Origin of the sequence: Streptomyces sp. NPDC014623 (assembly GCF_043088245.1) — a bacterium.
In the GTDB taxonomy this organism is placed as follows: domain Bacteria; phylum Actinomycetota; class Actinomycetes; order Streptomycetales; family Streptomycetaceae; genus Streptomyces.
Genome location: NZ_JBIBZU010000007.1, coordinates 161,838 through 179,724, shown reverse-complemented (window position 1 = coordinate 179,724; position 17,887 = coordinate 161,838). Strand labels below are relative to the sequence as shown.

The window sequence follows — 17,887 nt, the reverse complement described above, 5'->3', positions numbered from 1 at the left end:
GATTTCTGTCTCGTCATGTGGTCAACCGTGGGGATCTACAGGGGCATCGGGCAGTACACCGTCAATGCCTCGGGAAGCTTGTCGATCAGCAGGTCGGTTCCGGAATGCGCTACTTCGCCGTCGTACGCATAGGGAGTCCCCGGCGCGAGCCCTGCGAGCCGCACCTTGCGCCGCCGTACGGCCGCGTGGACGGGTGAGCGGGAGAGCGGTCCGGCGATCGCTGCGGCGAGCAGCCGGAGCCCAGGGGTGCGTCCGCCGTGCACCACGCGCACGTCCAGCAGGCCGTCCGCCAGGTTGTGGCGGCGGCCCGGCGCGGGCCCGACCCGCCGGAACAACCCGTTGCCCACGAACAGCAGCCACAAAGGCCGTCGGCTCCCCTGGAGTTCGGCGGTCAGGGGGCGTGAGCCGCGCAGCGCCTCGAAGGCCGCGAGCACCCCGGCGGGCCAGCCGCCGATCCTCGGCGCCCAGTGCTCCCGGGTCCGTACGAGCTCCGGGTACACGCCCAGACTGAAGGCGTTGAGGAAGTAGCCGTCCGCCCCGCCGGGCCCCTGCGGACCCGGACGGAAGCGGCCGAGGTCGACCCGGACGGCGTCGCCCGAGGTGAGCGCGGTGACCGTGTCGTGCACGGTCTCGATCCCGAGGTCGTACGCGAAGTGGTTGAGGGTCCCGCCGGGGAAGACGGCGAGCGGCAGGCCGTGGGTCGCCGCGACGGCCGCCGCCATGTTGACCGTCCCGTCGCCCCCGCAGACGCCCAGGGCCTTGCCCTGCCGCGCCGCGTGCTCCAGGCACCCCGGCAGATCGGGGGGTGCGCACTCCACCGTCTCCGCGAGCGGCAGCGCATCGCGGATCAGGGCCGCCGCGTTGGTCGCGGAACCGGACTCACGGTTGACGACCACCACCAGGTCCTGCCCGGCGGGCAGTGCCGGGGCCTCGGCCGGCGGCCGGCCGGGGGCGGGCAGCTGTCCACGGGTCGGCACGACGCCCCGCAGCGCGAACGCGGCCCCCACGCCGAGCGCCGCACCGGCCAGCACATCACTCGGATAGTGGACACCGGTGTAGACGCGGGACGCGGCCACGGCGGCGGCGACCGGCGCGACGGCCGCGCCCCAGCCCTTGGACTCCAGGGCGACACCCGTCGCGAAGGCCGCCGCGGACGCCGCGTGCCCCGAGGGGAAGGACGTGGTGAAGGGCTGGCGCTTCAGCTGTCTCACGACCGGGACCTTGTCCAGTAGCGGGCGCTCCCTGCGCACCGCCTGCTTGGCGACCGTGTTGATCGCGGCGGAGGCGACGGCCAGCGAGGCGACACCGCGCAGCGCGGCCCGGCGCGACCGCGCGCTGGAGCCCAGCACCGCCATGCCCGCGGCCGCCCCGACCCACAGCAGCCCGTGGTTGGCGCTGCGGCTCAGCCGGGGCAGGACGGCATCGGCGCCGGGCCAGTGTCTCTCGGCCACGCGCTGGAACACGACGAGATCCCGCTGGTGGAACCGGGCCCGGAGACGGCCGGGGGAGGAGGAACCGCTCGTTGTCGACATGGGACAGCGAATACCCTGCGACCGGGCGGTGAACCAGGAGGCGCGCACGACGGACTCCGCGGAATCCCGACCGGAACATGCGGAATGCGCGGAAGTGTCCCCGATCGGCCCGCCCCGCCGGGCCCGGGACGTTGCCCGGAGAAGTTTCCTGCGGCTAGCCTGCGTTCGTTATTCCGGTCATTGGCCGGAGTGCCGAACAGGATTGGCGGGCGATCATGGGGCGACTCGTCCCTGCGGTGACCAGGGCGCTGGATGTTCTCGAGCTCTTCCTCCAGGGAGAGGGAACGCTTTCCGCCCCCGAGGTCACGCGCAAGCTCCAACTGCCGCGGACCACCGTCCACGAACTGCTCACCACGCTCGCCGCGAGGTCCTACCTGGTCGCGGTCCCGGAACAGCCGGGCCGCTACCGGCTGGGGGTGCGCACCTACCAGCTCGGCAGCCGTTACGCCGAGCAGCTCGACCTCGCGGCCGAGGGCCAGCAGGTGGCCCGTGAGGTCGCCGAGACCTGCGGCGAGACGGTCCACGTCGCGATCCTCGAGGACACCGAGGTCATCTACATCGCCAAGGTGGACTCCACGCACGCCGTCCGGATGGTCTCCGCCGCCGGCCGCAAGCTGCCCGCCCACTGCACATCCGTCGGCAAGCTGCTGCTCGCCGCACTCCCGGAGGCGGAGCTCGACGCACGCCTCGACGGGCGCGAGCTCATCGCCATGACCGACAACAGCCTCACCGACGCGGCGGAGCTGCGGGACGCGCTCGCCGTCGTCCGCAAGCGGGGCATAGCGGTGGAGCACCGGGAGTCGAACCCGGACGTGAGCTGTGTGGCCGCGCCCGTGAGGGACCGGTCCGGACGGGTCGTCGCCGCGCTCTCCATCTCCGTGCCGATGATCCGCTGGAGTGAGGGGCGTGAGGCGGAACTGGCGCAGCTCGCGGCGAGCGGCGCCGAGGCGCTGTCCGGCAGGCTCGGACACCACCGGCCCCAGATATGAGGCCCGTCCTGGAGGTGGCCGTGCGGGAGCAGGCCGAGCTGGGGGAAGGCCCCACCTGGGACCCGGCCGCAGGGCGGCTGATCTGGGTCGACATACTCTCGTCCCGCGTCCACACCTACGACCCGTCGAACGGCCGTCGTACGGTCATGGCCACCGGCCAGCACGTCGGGGCGGCGAAGCCGCGGGCGGGCGGTGGCCTCGTCGTCGTCCTGCGGGACGGGACGGGACTGTACGACGCCGGCGGCGCCTTCTCCTGGCTGGTCCACGATCCCGTCCCCGGGCGGCGGGGCAACGACGCGGCCGTGGGTCCGGACGGCGCGCTCTGGGCGGGCACCATGCGCTACGACGAGGCGGAGGCGGGCGGCTCCCTCTCCCGGATCGCCCCGGACGGCACGGTGAGCCGCATCCTGGACACGGTGACGGTCAGCAACGGCACCGGATGGAGCCCGGACGGCCGGCTGATGTACTACACCGACACCCCCACACGGCGCATCGATGTCTTCGACGTGGACGGGGAACGCGTGCTGAACAGACGTCCCTTCGCCACCGTCGAGCAGGACTCCGGGTGGCCCGACGGGCTGACGGTGGACGCCGAGGGCTGTGTGTGGACCGCCCTGTGGGACGGCGCGGCGATCCGGCGCTACACCCCCGACGGCCGGCTGGACCGGGTCGTGGAGCTGCCGGTCCGGCGGCCCACGGCGTGCGCGTTCGGCGGGCCCGGTCTGCGCGACCTGTACGTGTCCACCGCCCGGACGGGTCTGGACGCCCCCCACCCGCTGTCGGGCTCCCTGCTCGTGCTGCCGGACGCGGGGCAGGGGCTGCCGGGGACGCCGTTCGCCGGGTGAGCGGACGGGGGCCGGACAGCGCCCCCACGCGGAGCCGGTGCGCGGGCGGACTCCGGAGAACCTCCGTATAAAGGGCCCTGAGGGTGACGCAGGCGGAGGGAGGCCCCGGGATGCACTGGAGTGAGCGGAAACCGCCCCGTCTCCTCAGGGAGGACCACGGCCCGGTCAGGTACGGGCCGCCCGCCCCCGACCCGGGCCTTCCGGTGCTCCCGGAACTCGCCGGCGTACTGGCGGCCTCGGCGGCACGGACCCGTCCCGAGCCACCCGGAGGCGGAGCGACCCTGCGGGAGGCGGCCCGTACCTACTGGGAGCGGCGGGGACTGCACGGCGGGCCCGAAGGCGTCGCTGCGGCCCCGGGGATCCAGCCGCTGCTGCTCGCGCTGATCGCCGCGTACGGCGGCGACGTGCTCATGCCCCGTCCCTGCCCCGCCACGTGGATGCCCCAGGCACGGCTGCTGGGCCGGCCCGCCTACCACGTGCCGACGCCCGCCGAGTGCGGCGGCATCCCCGACCCGTACGCACTGCTGGAGACCGTACGCAGGGTGCGCACCGAGGGCGGCAGGCCCCGGCTGCTCCTGATCTCCGTGGCCGACGACCCGACCGCGACCCTCGCCCCGCCGGAACTGGTCCGTGAGGTGTGCGAGGCCGCGGTCTCCGAGGGGCTGCACATCATCAGCGACGAGACCTGGCGCGACACCCTGCACCGGCCCCACGAAACCGTCCTGCTCAGCCCGGCCGAGATGTGTCCCGACGAGGTCACCGTCCTGTCCGACCTGGCCGGAGCCCTCACACCGTCCGCCTGGCCGGTCGCTGTGGCACGCTTCCCGGCCACCGCCCGCTCGGCCGCGCGCCGGGCCCGGGTCCTCGACGTCCTCACCGCGCTCGGTGCCCTCGTCGCCGAACCGGTCGCCAGGGCCGCCGCCCACGCGCTGGGCGAACCCGAGGCCGTCACGGCGAGGATCCGGCAGGCGGCGCGACTCCAGGCCCAGGTCGCCTCCGCGGCGCACCGCGCGGTCCTCACCTCCGGCGCCCTGGCCAGGCCGCCGCAGGCAGGGCGGCACCTCTACGCCGATCTCGGCCCCCTGCGCGCCCGGCTGGCCACCCGGGACGTCACCGACTCCATGGAGCTGGAGGACTACCTGACGAGACGTCTCGGCGCCCCCGCTCCCGGCGGACACCGCTTCGGTGACGAACTGGGAGCGCTGAGGGTGCGACTGAGCACCGGTCCGCTGCTCGGCTCGACCCCGGAGCAGCAGAGGGAGTCCCTCACTGCGGTGGAGCCCCTGGAATTGCCCCACGTCGCCGGAGCACTGAGCATTTTCGCAGCAGCCCTCGATGAACTCCGATGACAGGAGCCTCTCGATGACGGAACAGACCGAGCGTCCGCCCGCCGGGCCCGGCCGCGCGCCCACAGGCCGTCCCGTCACCGCTCCGCGCCGGCTCGGTGAGTTCCGGACCTGGCCCCACAGCTTCGCCGACCGGCTCACCGCTCCGCTCCCGGGTGTCAGGGGCATGACCCGCCTGGCCAGGGAGCGCGCCGTGCGGCCCGGCGCCGAGGGACTCCGCGGCATCCACCGGCTGCCCTACGCCCCCCGGCCGCTGCCCCCCGCCGGCCCGGACACGACGGCCGTCACCTGGGCCGGGCACGCCAGCTGGGTCATCCGCATCGGCGGGCTCACCGTCCTCACCGACCCGGTCTGGTCACGGCGCATCCTGGGAACCCCCGCCAGAATCACCCCGGTCGGCGTCCGCTGGGAGGAACTGCCACCCGTCGACGCGGTCCTGATCAGCCACAACCACTACGACCACCTCGACGCCCCCACGCTCCGCAGGCTCCCGAGGGGCACCCCGCTCCTCGTCCCCGCCGGCCTCGGCCGCTGGTGCCGGCGCCGCCGCTTCACCTGCGTCACCGAGCTCGACTGGTGGGAATCGGTGGAGCTGGGCGGTGTCCGGTTCGACTTCGTGCCCTCCCACCACTGGTCCAAGCGCACCCTCCTGGACACCTGCCGGTCCCTGTGGGGCGGCTGGGTGATCGGCGACGCGGAAGGACGGCGGATCTACTTCGCGGGGGACACCGGTTACGGCCACTGGTTCAAGGAGATCGGCCGCCGCTATCCCGGCCTCGACCTGGCCATGCTGCCGATCGGGGCGTACGAACCGCGATGGTGGCTCTCGGACGTGCACACCGACCCCGAAGAGGCCGTACAGGCGTACGGGGAACTCGGGGCCCGCGCGATGGCCCCGATGCACTGGGCGACGTTCCTGCTCTCCGCCGAACCGGTGCTCGAACCACTGACCCGGCTCCGTACGGCATGGCGGCGGGCGGGTCTCCCGCGGGCCGACCTCTGGGACCTGCCGGTCGGCGGCTCGCGGGTCCTGGAGGCCTGACCGTGTCCGGCCGGAGCGCCGCCTCCTCAGCCGGCCAGCCGGGCCCGCAGCCGGCGCCAGAGCGCCGGCGCCCCGCTGACGAGAAGTGTGAGCAGGACCGCCGCGAGCAGACCCTCCCACGGCTCGTGGAACAGCGAACCGCCCAGGACCCCGATCATCTGGTACGTCGCCGCCCAGGCAAGACAGGCGGGCACGTCACCCCGGGCGAACTGCCGCAGGGACATCCCGCCGAGCAGACAGGCCAGCATCACCGGAATCCGCCCGGCCGGTATCAGCCGGGACAGCACCAGCACCACCGTGCCGTGCTCGTCCAGCTTCTGCTGCGCCTGCTCGAGCCGTTCCGGAGCGGCCCGGCCGGTGATCGCCTCCAGCCACTTCGAACCGTTCTTGGAGTGCACCCCGCGCTTTCCCAGCCAGTACAGGCATATGTCCCCGAGGAACGCCGCCCCCGACGCCACGGCGAACACTATGAGCAGGGCGAACGGTGACGTCTGGTGGAACGTCACCACGGCCACCGAACTCACCAGCACCCCCGTCGGCACCACCGGCACCAGCGCCCCCAGCGCCACCAGCAGGAACAACGACGGGTAGGCAACGGCCTGCTGCGTCGACTCCGTCGGCAGCTGCCGCAGCACTTCTTCCATCACCTACGGGCCTCCGGCCTCACATGCTCGCCGTGCCCCAGCCGGTGCACCGCCACTTCCGGCGCCACCCGCGCCGCCTGCCGCACGAATTCGTCCCCCGGCGCATGGAACTCGTGCGGCCGGACACCGTCCATCCCGATCGGCCAGTACGTGCCGTAGTGCACCGGCACCGCGGACTGCGGCCTCAGCATGGTCAGCACCTGCGCGGCGCGTGCCGCGTCCAGGTGATGGTGGCCCAGATTGGGCCCCCAGCCGCCGACCGGCAGCAGCGCCACCTCCACCGGCCCCACCGCATCGGCCATGTCGTCGAACAGTCCGGTGTCACCGGCGAAATAGGTGCGGGCCTCGCCCTCGACGACGTACCCGAGAGCAGGCACCCGCTGTGGCCCGACCGGCAGTCGGCGGCCGTCGTGGAGGGCCGGGACCGCGCGGACCAGGACCTCTTCGACCCGCACCACGTCCCCGGGGACGACCTCGGCGATCCGCAGCCCGCGCGCCCGGCGCAGCAGCCGGAGCCCCGGAACGGCCCCGACGGCGCCCCGGGGAACGATCAGCAGGCTGCCGGGGGCGAGGCGGGCCAGGGAGGGGAGATGCAGATGGTCGGAGTGCAGGTGGGAGATCAGGACCGCGTCGGCGACCGCGGCCTCGGGCGGCGGGACGTCACCCCGGCGCCGGCGCAGATGCGCGAAGCGCCGTACGAACAGCGGGTCGGTCAGCACCCGGACCCCGGTGTCCTCGATCGTGCAGGTGGCATGACCCCACCAAGTGACCTCCACCGCCCCGCCTCCTCGCCCTCGCCCAAGCCGTCGTCGTACGCGTACGAGGGTAGGCGCTCCACCGCGGACCCCACGCCGTTGTGCTCCCGTACGCCGGTTCCGGCACGGCTGCGGACGGATACGGCAGAGGTAGGGTGATGGCCGGCATCCGAGTGCGGGGGGATCCGTTCATGGACGACGTCCGCACAGACCGTACGGGTGGCGGCCGTCGCCGGCCCCGCACCGCTGGAAGAACTCCACGGCGGCCCCTTCCCCCTCGGCACACGCAGCCGGCACGCCGCGTGCGCACGCCGGGCGGCCGGTCAGGGGCACGTCGTCACCCGCCGGCTCCGCGTCCACGGGCCGCGCCCCGGCCACCACGCCCTGAGGGCGGGCGCCGATCGCGGGCGGCTCCAGCTGTCCGTGGCACCTGGCGCACGGGTGCTGGCCCGGGCGGCCGCCTCGGTGCCGGACTTCGCGGCGGAGCGCGAGCGCCGTGGAGCACGGCTGGAATTCACCGGCCCGGAAGGGCTCGTCCGCACCGAGGCCGGCGTCCGCCGCAGGCCCTCCGTGCCGACCGCAGGATACGACGGCTGATTCCCGGAGAGGGCCCGGGGCCCCGAAAGGTCCCAGGAGCGCTGTGACAGGCTTGATCCGGGCCCAAGACGGACACCGGGCCCGGACGTGAGGTGGAACGGCGTGAGTGACGGGCGATGGCGTACGGCGGGGGGGACCCTCATACGCGTGATCTCGGTGTGGGCCGTCTCCACCCTCACCCTGCTGGCACTGGCCGGAATCCTGCCCGACTTCCAGCTCCAGGCCGACGACGGCGACACCGTCACGAGGACGGCCTTCACCGCGGCCTGGGGCGCGGGGGCATTCGGTCTGCTCTCCGCCCTGGTGTGGCCCGCGCTCGTCAGAGCGCTGCTCGTCGTGCCCGCACTGGTGCTGGGCGCCCTCGTCTTCTTCCTCAACGGCTCGTTGCTGCTGATCGCCCTGCGTCTCATCCCGGACGGGCGCGGCGACGCCGACCCGGAGACCGCCGTCGTCGTGGCGGCGGTCATGTCCGCCGTCGCCTCCGCGACCTCCACCGCCCTCGCGGTCCGTGACGACGACGCCTACCGGCGCAGACTCTCCCGCCTCGCCGACCGGCGCCGCAGACGCAGCGGTGCGCCGCGGAGCGCGGACGGTGAGCGCGGCGGCCCGCCCGGGATCGTGTTCGTCCAGCTCGACGGTGTGGGTCACGACGTGCTCGAACAGGCTGCCGCCGACGGCCTCATGCCGACCGTGGCCGGTCTGCTCGCCGACGAGGCGGGTCACCGGCTCACCCCGTGGACCACCGACTGGTCGAGCCAGACCGGCGCCAGCCAGCTCGCCATCCTGCACGGCAGCAACTTCGACGTCCCGGCCTTCCGCTGGTTCGAGAAGGAGACCGGCACCGTCATGGTCTCCAGCAGACCGGCGAGCGCCCTCGAAATGCAGCGCAGAGCCATCGCCCGTACCCATGACGGCGGCCTGCTCACCGTCGACGGTGCCAGCCGGGGCAATCTCTTCAGCGGCGGCGCGGACCAGCTCGCCCTGGTCCTGTCGATGGCCGCCAGGCTCGGCAAGGGGAGCCGCTCGCGCGCCGGTTACTTCGCCTACTTCTCCGACCCGGCCAACGCCGTCCGCACAGCCCTGTCCTTCGTCGCGGAGGTGGGACGGGAGATCGGCCAGTCCGTCCGGGCACGGATACGGAAGGAGTCACCCCGGGTCAAACGCGGCGGGCTGTACCCCTTCATCCGGGCGTTCGCGACCGTCGTCGAACGCGATGTGGTGGTCGCCGCGGTGATAGGCGACATGTTCGCGGGCCGTACCGCGGTCTACGCCGACCTGGTCGCCTACGACGAGGTCGCCCACCACTCCGGGCCGCACAGCAGGGACGCGGAGAAGGTCCTGACACGGCTCGACCGCTCGCTGGGCCTCATCATGAAGATCGCGGACCACACCCCGCGCGGCTACCGGGTCGTCCTGCTCTCCGACCACGGCCAGAGCCCGGGGGAGACCTTCGCGAGCCGGTACGGCCTCACACTCAAGGACCTCGTGCGAGCCGGCTGCGGGCTGCCCGTGCCCCGCCGGGCGGAGCGCACCCGCAGCGCCTCGGAGGCCCGTGACGCGGTGCGCATCGCCCTGCACAGGCCCGTCGTGGGGGTGCAGGAGGCGGAAAACCCGGCCAAGCCCTCCGAGCCGGTCGTGCTGGCCTCCGGAAACCTCGGGCTGCTGTCGTTCCCGGACATCGAGGGGCGGGCCTCGCGCGAGCAGCTCGACCGCCGCTACCCCGCGCTGCTCGACACGCTCGCCGACCACCCGGGGATCGGCTTCCTGCTCGTACGGAGCCAGAAGCACGGATCGGTGGTGCTCGGCCGGGGCGGGGCGGAGGTCCCGGTGGCGGAGCTGACGGACGGGGAAGGGCCGATCGCCGTCTTCGGACCAGGCGCGGCGGACGCGGTGCGGCGGACCGACGGCTTCCCGCACGTCGCGGACGTCATGGTCAATTCGATGTACGACCCCGAGACCGGCCGGGTCCACGCCTTCGAGGAGCAGATCGGCTCGCACGGCGGGCTCGGCGGCGAGCAGTCGCGGCCGTTCCTGCTGTGGCCGCGGACGCTGACGGACCCGCTCGACGCCATGGCGGCGGAAACCCCCCGGGGAGATTCCCCGGCCGTGCCGGCGGGGGTGCCCCGGGCGGGCCTCGTGGGGGCGGAAGCCGTGCACAGGGTGCTGGCCCGCTGGCTGAGGGAGCTCTCCGGGCCGCAGGTCCCCCTGCGCCAGGAGGGCTTCGCCGGGGCGGTGCGGGTGGACGAGCCGTTCCCGGACGGGCCGGCCGGTGCGGACGTCCCCGTCTCCGTCCGCGTCGGCGAAGATCCTCCCCCCTCCGTCCCCGCCGGCGAACCGGGCCGTGCCGCTGTTCCCGCTCGTGCCGATGAGCCGGTCCGTGCGGTCGCACCGTTCCCCGCGGCCCCGGGCCCTGACGGCCCCGTACCTGACACGCGCGGATGAGAGGCCCCGGGGGTCAGGCGGATTCGCGCCGCACCAGCGTCGGACGGAAGACCACGGACGGTGCGGGACCGTCACCCGGACTGCCGATCTGCTTCAGCAGGAGCCCGGCCATCTCGGCCGCCATCTCCTCCACCGGCTGACGCACGGTCGTCAGCGGCGGATCGCACGCCACCGCGGCGTTGCTGTCGTCGAACCCCACCACCGCGACATCCCCGGGCACCTCCCTGCCCGCCCGCAGGAGCACGGGCAGCGCACCCAGTGCCATCAGGTCCGAAGCGATGAACACCCCGTCCATATCAGGCCGTTCGCGCAGCAGTTCCCGCATGGCCGAAGCTCCGCCCGCGTGGGTGAAATCCCCCTCCGCGGTCACCACATCCCCGATTCCGTGCTGCTCCAAGGCGTCCAGGAAACCGGTCAGACGCACCTGCCCCGCAGGCATGTCCTGCGGTCCCGCGACCGTCGCGATGCGCCGTCGGCCCAGGGCCGCCAGATGATCGGCCGCCATCCGGGCCCCGGCCCGCTGGTCCGCCTCGACACAGGTGAGCGGCGAGGCGTCGCGGGGGCGGCCCGCCAGCACGGCGGGAAGCCGGGTGTCATGGAGCAGGCCCGGCAGCGGGTCGTCGGCGTGCGAGGAGATCAGCACCACCCCGTCGACGTGCCCCTGGCGCAGATACGACAACAGCTGGTTCCGCGAGGCCTCGTCGTCGGCCAGCATCAGCACCATCTGGATACCGGCGGGGCGCAGTACGTCCATCAGCCCGCCGACCACGCGCCCGAAGTGCGGGTCGGAGAACATCCGGCCGATGAACGGCTCGGAGACCGGACGCCGTTCACGCTCCGACACCACCAGGGCGATCGAGTCGGTCCTCCGGGTCACCAGCGAACGTGCCGCGCGATTGGGGACGTAACCCGTGGTGGCGACCGCCTCCTCCACGACCCGCCGCAGTGCCGGGTCCACCGTGGTCGCACCGTTGATCACACGGGACACGGTCGCCCGGGAGACGCCCGCCACCGCGGCCACGTCCTCCAGGGTGGCGGGGCGCACGGGCGGTGACGCGTCGGCAGTCATGGAGTCTTTATACCGGGTGGTCCGAGGGGCGGTCGAAGGGTTCCGGCACGTCAGCGGCCGTCCCCCGGGGCGTTGTCAGTGGTGGGCGGCAGGATGATGGCCATGACGACGAACTCAGCCGGCGTGCTCGCCGACACCGCCGCCTACACGGCCGCCGTGGAAGAGGCGAAGCGTGCCGCCGCCGCGTACTACACCGCAGGTGAGAGCCGCCTCGACGACGACGCGTACGACCGGCTCGTGCGTGGGATCGCGGTCTACGAGGAGGAGCACCCGCAGGAGGTGCTGGACGCCTCGCCGACCGGGAAGGTCGCGGGCGGGGCGGCGTCGGGGGACGTGCCGCACACCGTCCCGATGCTCTCGCTGGACAACGTGTTCTCCGCCGAGCAGTTCGTCACCTGGACGGCGTCCGTGGAGCGTCGGATAGGCCGGCCCGTCGCCGCCTGGAGCGTGGAGCCCAAGCTCGACGGTCTGGCCGTCGCGGTGCGCTACCGGCGGGGCCGCCTCGACCAGTTGATCACCCGGGGCGACGGGACGGCCGGCGAGGACGTCTCGCACGCGATCGGGACCGTGCTCGGCCTGCCCGAGCAGCTGGGAGCTCCCGTGACCCTCGAGGTGCGCGGCGAGATCCTCATGACCGACGAGCAGTTCGAACAGGCCAACACGGTGCGCACGGAGCACGGTGCCGCCCCCTTCGCCAATCCCCGGAACGGGGCGGCGGGCACCCTGCGGGCCAAGGACCGTCCGTACCGCGTGGAGATGACCTTCTTCGCGTACGGGGCGCTCGCGCTGCCCGATTCCGGTGAGCTGTCGGCCGCCCTGGCCGAACTCCCGCACGGCGAGGTCCTGGAGTACGTCGCCGGACTCGGTGTGCACACGGCGGCCGGCACCGCGGTCGCCCCGCGCACCGTCACCACGGTCGAGGAGGTGCAGACCCGGGTCGAGGGCATCGCCGCCCTGCGCGCCTCGTTGCCGTTCGGCATCGACGGCATCGTGATCAAGGCGGACCTGGCGGCCGACCAGCGCGACGCGGGCTCCGGTACGCGGGCACCGCGCTGGGCCATCGCCTACAAGCTCCCGGCCGTGGAGAAGGTCACCCGGCTGCTGGGCGTCGAATGGAACGTGGGCAGGACCGGCATCATCGCGCCGCGTGCCGTGCTGGAGCCCGTCGAGATAGACGGTTCCACGGTCAGCTACGCCACGCTGCACAACCCGGCCGACATCACCCGCCGCGATCTGCGCCTGGGCGACCACGTGATGGTCTACAAGGCGGGTGACATCATCCCCCGTATCGAGGCGCCCGTCGCGCACCTGCGGACGGGTGAGGAGCAGCCCGTCGCCTTCCCCGAGGTCTGTCCTCAGTGCGGCTCGGAGATCGACATGAGCGAGCAGCGCTGGCGTTGCACCCGGGGCCGCGACTGCCGCTCGGTCGCTTCCGTCTCCTACGCGGCCGGCCGTGACCAGCTCGACATCGAAGGGCTCGGGGCCACCCGGGTCGTCCAGCTCGTCGACGCCGGCCTCGTCCAGGACTTCGCCGATCTCTTCACGCTGGAGCGGGACCAGCTGCTCTCCCTGGAGCGGATGGGGGAGACCTCCACCGACAACCTGCTGGCGGCCGTCGAGACGGCCAGGACCCGCCCGTTGTCCCGCGTCTTCTGCGCCCTGGGCGTACGCGGCACGGGGCGTTCGATGTCCCGCCGGATCGCCCGCCACTTCGCCTCGATGGACCGGATCGTCGCCGCGGACGCGGAGGCGTTGCAGCAGGTGGAGGGCATCGGCAAGGAGAAGGCGGCAGCGGTCGTCACGGAGCTCGCGGAACTGGCACCGCTGATCGGCAAGTTGGTGGCCGCCGGGGTGAACATGACGGAGCCCGGTGCGACCCCGCCGCCGGAGCCCGGGAGCGGACCGGAGGAAGGCGCCGAGGGGCAGACAGCGGACGGTCCGCCCCTCGGCGGAATGACCGTCGTGGTCACCGGCGCCATGACCGGTGTCCTGGAGAAGCTGTCGCGCAACCAGATGAACGAGCTGATCGAGCGGGCCGGCGGAAAGTCCTCCTCCAGCGTCTCCAAGCGCACGAGTCTGCTCGTCGCGGGGGAGAAGGCCGGCTCCAAGCGCACCAAGGCGGAGGAGCTGGAGATCAGGATCGCCACGCCCGAGGAGTTCGCGGAGCTGGTCGAGCCCTATCTGGCCTTGGAGGGGTGAAAGGTATGAGCGCACTCATGCCTTGGGATTATCAAGGGAGTGGTCTTTCTGTGCCTTGTATTGCATAGTGAAGGATCAATCATTCCTGCGTATCGGCGGTTCGGCGTGAGCCGGCGGCTGTAGCGGCAAGACCTGAGGGTGAGGGCCGATGCGTGCTTCGCGTGACGGACGGCGGCGTGGCCGTCCGGTCCTCCGGCGGCGGGAGGCGCCTGCCGTGGCTGCGCACCGGCCCCGCCCTCTCAGGGGACTGGCCATCGATCTGGGCAGCTCCGGGGCCCGTGCCTGGGTCCCGGGGCAGGGGCTCGTCACCGGCGGACCGTCCGGCTGGGAGGACGGCGTCGGGCGGCCGGTCAGGCGGGGACGCATCGTCGACCCCGTGTCCTGCGCCGGGCTGCTGGGGCGCCTCGCCGACACCGCACTGGGCGCCCACCGGCAGGACAGCGTGATCGTGCTCAGTCATCCGGTTCTGGCCGGACACGAGCACCGCGTGCTGGCGAGGGAACTGCTCGCAGGTCTGGGTGCCTCCGGCGCCGTGGTCCTCAACAGCGCGGGAGCCGTGGCCGCGTGCGCGGGAGGACCGGACGGTGGCCCCCTGCTCGTCGTCGACCTGGGGGCCGAACTGACCGAAGTGGCCCTGCTCGTCGACGGGTCGGTCGTCGACGCCCGCCAGACCGAGACGGGACTCAGCGATCTCGAGCCGCTGTCACCACCCGCGGGGCTCGTCCGGAACGTCCTCGATATGATCACGTCCATGTGGCGTGAGGACCAGCACGGCGCGGTACGCGGAGCACTGCGCCGTGGCCCCGTGCTCACCGGCGGCGGAGCGCTCCGCCGCGATGTCACCGAAGGGATCGCGGGCTGCCTCGGAGGGCCGCTGCGCGTCGACCCCGATCCCTCGACCGCCGTCGTACGCGGCGCCGCGCTGATCCTCGGCACCGTCCTGGGCTCCGCCGACGCGGGCACGGCGGCCCTCCGCCCGGTCCGGCCGAGGTGAGCCCCCTCCCGGGGGCTCCCCGGGGGAACGCGCCCCCGAGGGGCCCGCACGGCACACCGCCGCACCAGGCGCGGCACCTCCTCGCCGCGCTGCTCCTCACCGTCCTGACTCTCCTCGGCGGCGCACCCGCGGCAGCCGGGACCGGGCTTCCCGGGTGGGATGCCGTCGCCACGCGCGGCGCCGTACCCGGTTCCACGGATCTCTCCGCGCGGGAGACCGTGGTGCGGGCCGTTCCCGCCTGGTGGACGGAGGCTCTCCCCGCACCGGCGCCGCGTGCGGGTGCCGACCGCCCGCACGCCCCGCCCCACGTCCCCCCGCCAGGCCACGGCGCCCTGCCGACGCGTACACAGAGCCTTCCCCTGCCCAGGGGCGTCGTCCCCGTGGCAGCGGGCCCCCCTTCCGCGGCCGTAAGGGCCCAGGCGGCGCTGCCCGGTGTGCGGGGCCCTCCGGGGGAGCCGGCCGGTCCGCCGGCCCCTCACCGGCCCTGTTCCACAGAGCTGTCGCTCCGCCCTCCTCGCTGAGTCCAGGGCGGACGACGCCCACTCAAGGGGATTCCCATGACTCGCGCCACCACGGTGCGAGCGGTTCTGGCTGCCGCCGTTCTGCTCGTCTCCGTGTTCATCACGCTGACCATGTCACCCAGACTCGGCCTCGACCTCCAGGGCGGCACCCGCATGGTGCTGCAGGCCAAGGACTCCGACACCGCGAAGGCGGACCGGGAGAGCACCGACCGCACCCTGGAGGTACTGCGGCAGCGCATCGACTCCCTCGGTGTCTCCGAACCGACCCTGACGCGCTCGGGCGAGGACCGGATCATCGTCGAACTGCCCGACGTACAGGACCCGCGCCAGGCTGCCGATGTCATCGGCAGGACCGCACAACTCGGCTTCCACGCGGTCCAGGAAGCCGGAGCAGGGCAGAAGGGCGAAGGGAAGACGCTGCCCGACGAACAGGGCACTCCCCTCGCACTCGGCCCGGAGAGGCTCTCCGGCGGCGGTGTCAAGGACGCCACCGCACAGTTCGACGCCCAGCAGGGCACGGGCTGGTCCGTCTCGCTCGACTTCCACAAGGACGCGGGCCAGGAATGGAAGCGGCTCACCGGGGACGCCGCCTGCCACCCGGCCGGGGACGAAAGACGCCGCGTCGCGATCGTCCTCGACGAGAAGGTCATCTCCTCACCCCAGGTGGATCCGTCGATCGGCTGCGAGGTCGGACTGCCCTCGGGCTCCACGCAGATCACCGGCTCCTTCAGCGCCGACGAAGCACGGGATCTCGCGCTGCTCATCAAGGGCGGCGCACTCCCCGTGCCCGTCGAGATCGTCGAACAGCGGACCGTCGGCCCGACGCTCGGCGCCGACGCCATCGACGCGAGCGCCCGGGCCGCGCTCATCGGAGCAGCCGCCACAGCCCTGTTCATCACCTTCGTGTACCGGCTCTTCGGCGCTCTCGCCGCGCTGGCCCTGGGCGCGTACTCCGTGATCTCCTACGCCGCCCTCGTCGTCCTCGGCGTGACGCTGACCCTGCCGGGACTCGCCGGATTCGTCCTCGCCATCGGCATGGCGGTCGATGCCAACGTCCTCGTCTTCGAACGGGCCCGCGAGGAGTACGCGGGCCGGAGGAGCCGCTCGCTGCGCTCCGCGCTGACGGCCGGGTTCCGTAACGCGTGGAGCGCGGTCGCCGACTCCAACGTCACCACCCTCATCGCGGCCGCCCTGCTCTTCTTCCTCGGCTCCGGGCCGGTGAAGGGATTCGGGGTCACGCTCGCCATCGGCGTCCTGGCCTCGATGTTCTCGGCGCTCGTCATCGCCCGCGCCCTCACCGGGATCGCGGCCGGCTCCCGGTTCGTCAACGACTACCGAGGCGTCAACGGCCTCGCACGGCCCGGCCGCGTCCGCACCTGGCTGAACACGCGCGACATCCAGCTGTTCCGGTCACCGCGCCGCTGGCTGATGATCTCCGCGGCGCTCGTCCTCGTCGCCGTGAGCGGCATCCTCGTGCGCGGCATCGACCTGGGCGTCGAGTTCACCGGCGGAAGGCTGGTGGAGTACTCCACCAGCCGCCCCGTCGACATCGGGACCGCCCGCGACACGGTCGCCGCCGCGGGCTTCGAGGACGCCGAGGTCACCACCGCGGGCGACCGGGACCTCTCCGTACGCACCGGGAAACTCGACAACGACGGGGAACACGCCCTGCGTGCCGCCCTGGCCGAAGAAGGCGGCGAGACCACCAAGGTGCGTGACGAGCTGATCGGGCCCAGCCTCGGTGACGAACTGCGGCGGAACGCGCTCATCGCACTGGGCGTCGCCGTGTTCGTGCAACTCGCCTACCTCGCGGCCAGGTTCCGGTGGACGTTCGCCGTCGCCTCGGTCGGAGCCCTGGTGCACGACGTCGTCATCCTGGTGGGCGCCTTCGCCTGGCTCGGACGCCCCGTCGACGGGATCTTCCTGGCCGCCCTGCTCACCGTGATCGGTTATTCCGTCAACGACTCCGTCGTGGTCTTCGACCGGGTGCGGGAGCTGTGGGCCGGAAGCCGTCGCACCCCGGTCGCCGACGTGGCCAACCGCGCGGTGCTGCAGACCGTGCCGCGCACCGTCAACACGGGGATGGGAGCCCTGTTCATCCTGGTCGCTCTCGCGGTCCTGGGCGGCGACTCGCTCGAGGACTTCGCCCTCGCCCTCCTCATCGGCGTCTGTGTCGGAACGTACTCCTCCGTGATGACCGCGGTACCGGGGGCGCTCCTGCTGGAGAGGACCGGAAAGGCCCCGCCGCCGGCCAGGAAGCGGGCACCGAAGCGCGGCAGGCCGGCCGGAGGGGCCCGCCGGGACCCCGCCGACAACGGGGCACGCGTGTAACGCGGACACACGACGTGACGGGCGGTCCGGACGCGCCCCGCCCGTCACGTACGGCCGGTCCGGCCGTACGTGATCCTCCTGGCTGCCACGAGCACGGCGACGGCCCTGCCGGCCCGGAACGGCGTCCCGCGGGCACGGCCACCCGGCGAGGGACGAGCCGGCCACGGTTGCCCGGCCCTGTCCCAGGCGCGACAGTGGAAGGACCCGGACCGTGACGTCACGGGCACCGTGGTCCGCAGCGATGTCCCAGGAGCCGCCGTATGCCCGCCGAACCGCTGTCCGTTCACGCCGTCGAGGCCGGGTTGCGCGAGTTGCCCGGCTGGCGGCTCGAGGGGGACCGGATCACCCGTACCTACCATCTGCCGTCCCACTTCGCCGCCGCCGGGCTGACCGTCCACGTCGCCCGGATCCAGGAGGAGCTCAACCACCACTCGGACCTGACGCTGGGTTACAGGACGGTGTCCATCGCCGTGCACACGCATGACGCGGGTGGCGCCGTCACGCGGAAGGACCTCATGCTGGCCGCGCGAGTCGAAGCGATCGCCGCCGGTCACGGGGCGAAGTAGCCGCGCGGCGGACCA

At 73.1% G+C, this 17,887-nt stretch carries 14 protein-coding genes; 10 read left to right on the top strand and 4 right to left on the bottom strand.

Annotated features, from left to right (window positions below; genetic code table 11):
• Positions 1 to 35: 35 nt before the first annotated feature.
• Complete coding sequence (locus ACF1FZ_RS14385; RefSeq protein ID WP_391773690.1) at positions 36 to 1,532, bottom strand: bifunctional phosphatase PAP2/diacylglycerol kinase family protein; 1,497 nt, start codon at positions 1,530 to 1,532, stop codon at positions 36 to 38.
• Positions 1,533 to 1,747: 215 nt separating this feature from the next.
• On the opposite strand from ACF1FZ_RS14385, the gene ACF1FZ_RS14380 reads away from it, so the two are divergent.
• The 4 genes from ACF1FZ_RS14380 (at position 1,748) to ACF1FZ_RS14365 (ending at position 5,754) form a co-directional block, all read left to right on the top strand.
• A complete protein-coding gene (locus tag ACF1FZ_RS14380; RefSeq protein ID WP_391773689.1) occupies positions 1,748 to 2,521 on the top strand; it encodes an IclR family transcriptional regulator in 774 nt (257 codons plus the stop codon).
• The gene (locus ACF1FZ_RS14375; protein WP_391773688.1) at positions 2,518 to 3,366 is read left to right on the top strand and encodes an SMP-30/gluconolactonase/LRE family protein; all 849 of its coding nucleotides are present in this window, start codon (positions 2,518 to 2,520) and stop codon (positions 3,364 to 3,366) included. The genes ACF1FZ_RS14380 and ACF1FZ_RS14375 overlap by 4 nt, the downstream gene beginning before the upstream one ends.
• Positions 3,367 to 3,476: 110 nt before the next feature.
• The gene (locus ACF1FZ_RS14370; protein ID WP_391773687.1) at positions 3,477 to 4,715 is read left to right on the top strand and encodes an aminotransferase class I/II-fold pyridoxal phosphate-dependent enzyme; all 1,239 of its coding nucleotides are present in this window, start codon (positions 3,477 to 3,479) and stop codon (positions 4,713 to 4,715) included.
• A 13-nt stretch (positions 4,716 to 4,728) separates the two neighbouring features.
• A complete protein-coding gene (locus tag ACF1FZ_RS14365) occupies positions 4,729 to 5,754 on the top strand; it encodes an MBL fold metallo-hydrolase (RefSeq protein WP_391773686.1) in 1,026 nt (341 codons plus the stop codon).
• Positions 5,755 to 5,780: 26 nt separating this feature from the next.
• Here ACF1FZ_RS14365 and ACF1FZ_RS14360 read toward each other — a convergent pair whose 3' ends face one another.
• Entirely contained in the window at positions 5,781 to 6,398 is a 618-nt protein-coding gene (locus tag ACF1FZ_RS14360) for a DedA family protein (protein ID WP_391773779.1), read from the bottom strand.
• A complete protein-coding gene (locus ACF1FZ_RS14355) occupies positions 6,398 to 7,174 on the bottom strand; it encodes an MBL fold metallo-hydrolase (protein ID WP_391773685.1) in 777 nt (258 codons plus the stop codon). Before ACF1FZ_RS14355 ends, ACF1FZ_RS14360 begins: the two co-directional genes overlap by 1 nt.
• Positions 7,175 to 7,372: 198 nt before the next feature.
• Here ACF1FZ_RS14355 and ACF1FZ_RS14350 point away from each other — a divergent pair, with 198 nt between their 5' ends.
• Complete coding sequence (locus tag ACF1FZ_RS14350) at positions 7,373 to 7,750, top strand: hypothetical protein (protein WP_391773684.1); 378 nt, start codon at positions 7,373 to 7,375, stop codon at positions 7,748 to 7,750.
• 102 nt (positions 7,751 to 7,852) lie between these two features.
• Positions 7,853 to 10,192: an alkaline phosphatase family protein gene (locus tag ACF1FZ_RS14345; protein WP_391773683.1), complete on the top strand. Its 2,340-nt coding sequence runs from the start codon at positions 7,853 to 7,855 to the stop codon at positions 10,190 to 10,192.
• A gap of 13 nt (positions 10,193 to 10,205) precedes the next feature.
• On the opposite strand, the gene ACF1FZ_RS14340 is transcribed toward ACF1FZ_RS14345, so the two are convergent.
• The gene (locus ACF1FZ_RS14340) at positions 10,206 to 11,261 is read right to left on the bottom strand and encodes a LacI family DNA-binding transcriptional regulator (protein WP_391773682.1); all 1,056 of its coding nucleotides are present in this window, start codon (positions 11,259 to 11,261) and stop codon (positions 10,206 to 10,208) included.
• Positions 11,262 to 11,363: 102 nt separating this feature from the next.
• Here ACF1FZ_RS14340 and ligA point away from each other — a divergent pair, with 102 nt between their 5' ends.
• From ligA to ACF1FZ_RS14320, 4 genes are all read left to right on the top strand, one after another.
• A complete protein-coding gene (gene ligA / locus ACF1FZ_RS14335) occupies positions 11,364 to 13,460 on the top strand; it encodes an NAD-dependent DNA ligase LigA (protein WP_391773681.1) in 2,097 nt (698 codons plus the stop codon).
• A 148-nt stretch (positions 13,461 to 13,608) separates the two neighbouring features.
• On the top strand, positions 13,609 to 14,454 hold the full coding sequence (locus tag ACF1FZ_RS14330) for a rod shape-determining protein MreC (protein ID WP_391773680.1): 846 nt from the start codon (positions 13,609 to 13,611) through the stop codon (positions 14,452 to 14,454).
• A gap of 557 nt (positions 14,455 to 15,011) precedes the next feature.
• A complete protein-coding gene (gene secD / locus ACF1FZ_RS14325; protein WP_391773679.1) occupies positions 15,012 to 17,306 on the top strand; it encodes a protein translocase subunit SecD in 2,295 nt (764 codons plus the stop codon).
• A 260-nt stretch (positions 17,307 to 17,566) separates the two neighbouring features.
• Entirely contained in the window at positions 17,567 to 17,872 is a 306-nt protein-coding gene (locus ACF1FZ_RS14320; RefSeq protein WP_391773678.1) for a 4a-hydroxytetrahydrobiopterin dehydratase, read from the top strand.
• Positions 17,873 to 17,887 lie beyond the last annotated feature (15 nt).

Bases quoted from the DNA above. Each gene is read 5' to 3' on its own strand.
- secD (WP_391773679.1), top strand. From the start codon at position 15,012: ATGACTCGCGCCACCACGGTGCGAGCGGTTCTGGCTGCCGCCGTTCTG.
- ACF1FZ_RS14360 (WP_391773779.1), bottom strand. From the start codon at position 6,398: ATGGAAGAAGTGCTGCGGCAGCTGCCGACGGAGTCGACGCAGCAGGCC.
- ACF1FZ_RS14375 (WP_391773688.1), top strand. From the start codon at position 2,518: ATGAGGCCCGTCCTGGAGGTGGCCGTGCGGGAGCAGGCCGAGCTGGGG.
- ACF1FZ_RS14340 (WP_391773682.1), bottom strand. From the start codon at position 11,261: ATGACTGCCGACGCGTCACCGCCCGTGCGCCCCGCCACCCTGGAGGAC.
- ACF1FZ_RS14330 (WP_391773680.1), top strand. From the start codon at position 13,609: ATGCGTGCTTCGCGTGACGGACGGCGGCGTGGCCGTCCGGTCCTCCGG.
- ACF1FZ_RS14370 (WP_391773687.1), top strand. From the start codon at position 3,477: ATGCACTGGAGTGAGCGGAAACCGCCCCGTCTCCTCAGGGAGGACCAC.
- ACF1FZ_RS14365 (WP_391773686.1), top strand. From the start codon at position 4,729: ATGACGGAACAGACCGAGCGTCCGCCCGCCGGGCCCGGCCGCGCGCCC.
- ACF1FZ_RS14320 (WP_391773678.1), top strand. From the start codon at position 17,567: ATGCCCGCCGAACCGCTGTCCGTTCACGCCGTCGAGGCCGGGTTGCGC.
- ligA (WP_391773681.1), top strand. From the start codon at position 11,364: ATGACGACGAACTCAGCCGGCGTGCTCGCCGACACCGCCGCCTACACG.
- ACF1FZ_RS14385 (WP_391773690.1), bottom strand. From the start codon at position 1,532: ATGTCGACAACGAGCGGTTCCTCCTCCCCCGGCCGTCTCCGGGCCCGG.
- ACF1FZ_RS14380 (WP_391773689.1), top strand. From the start codon at position 1,748: ATGGGGCGACTCGTCCCTGCGGTGACCAGGGCGCTGGATGTTCTCGAG.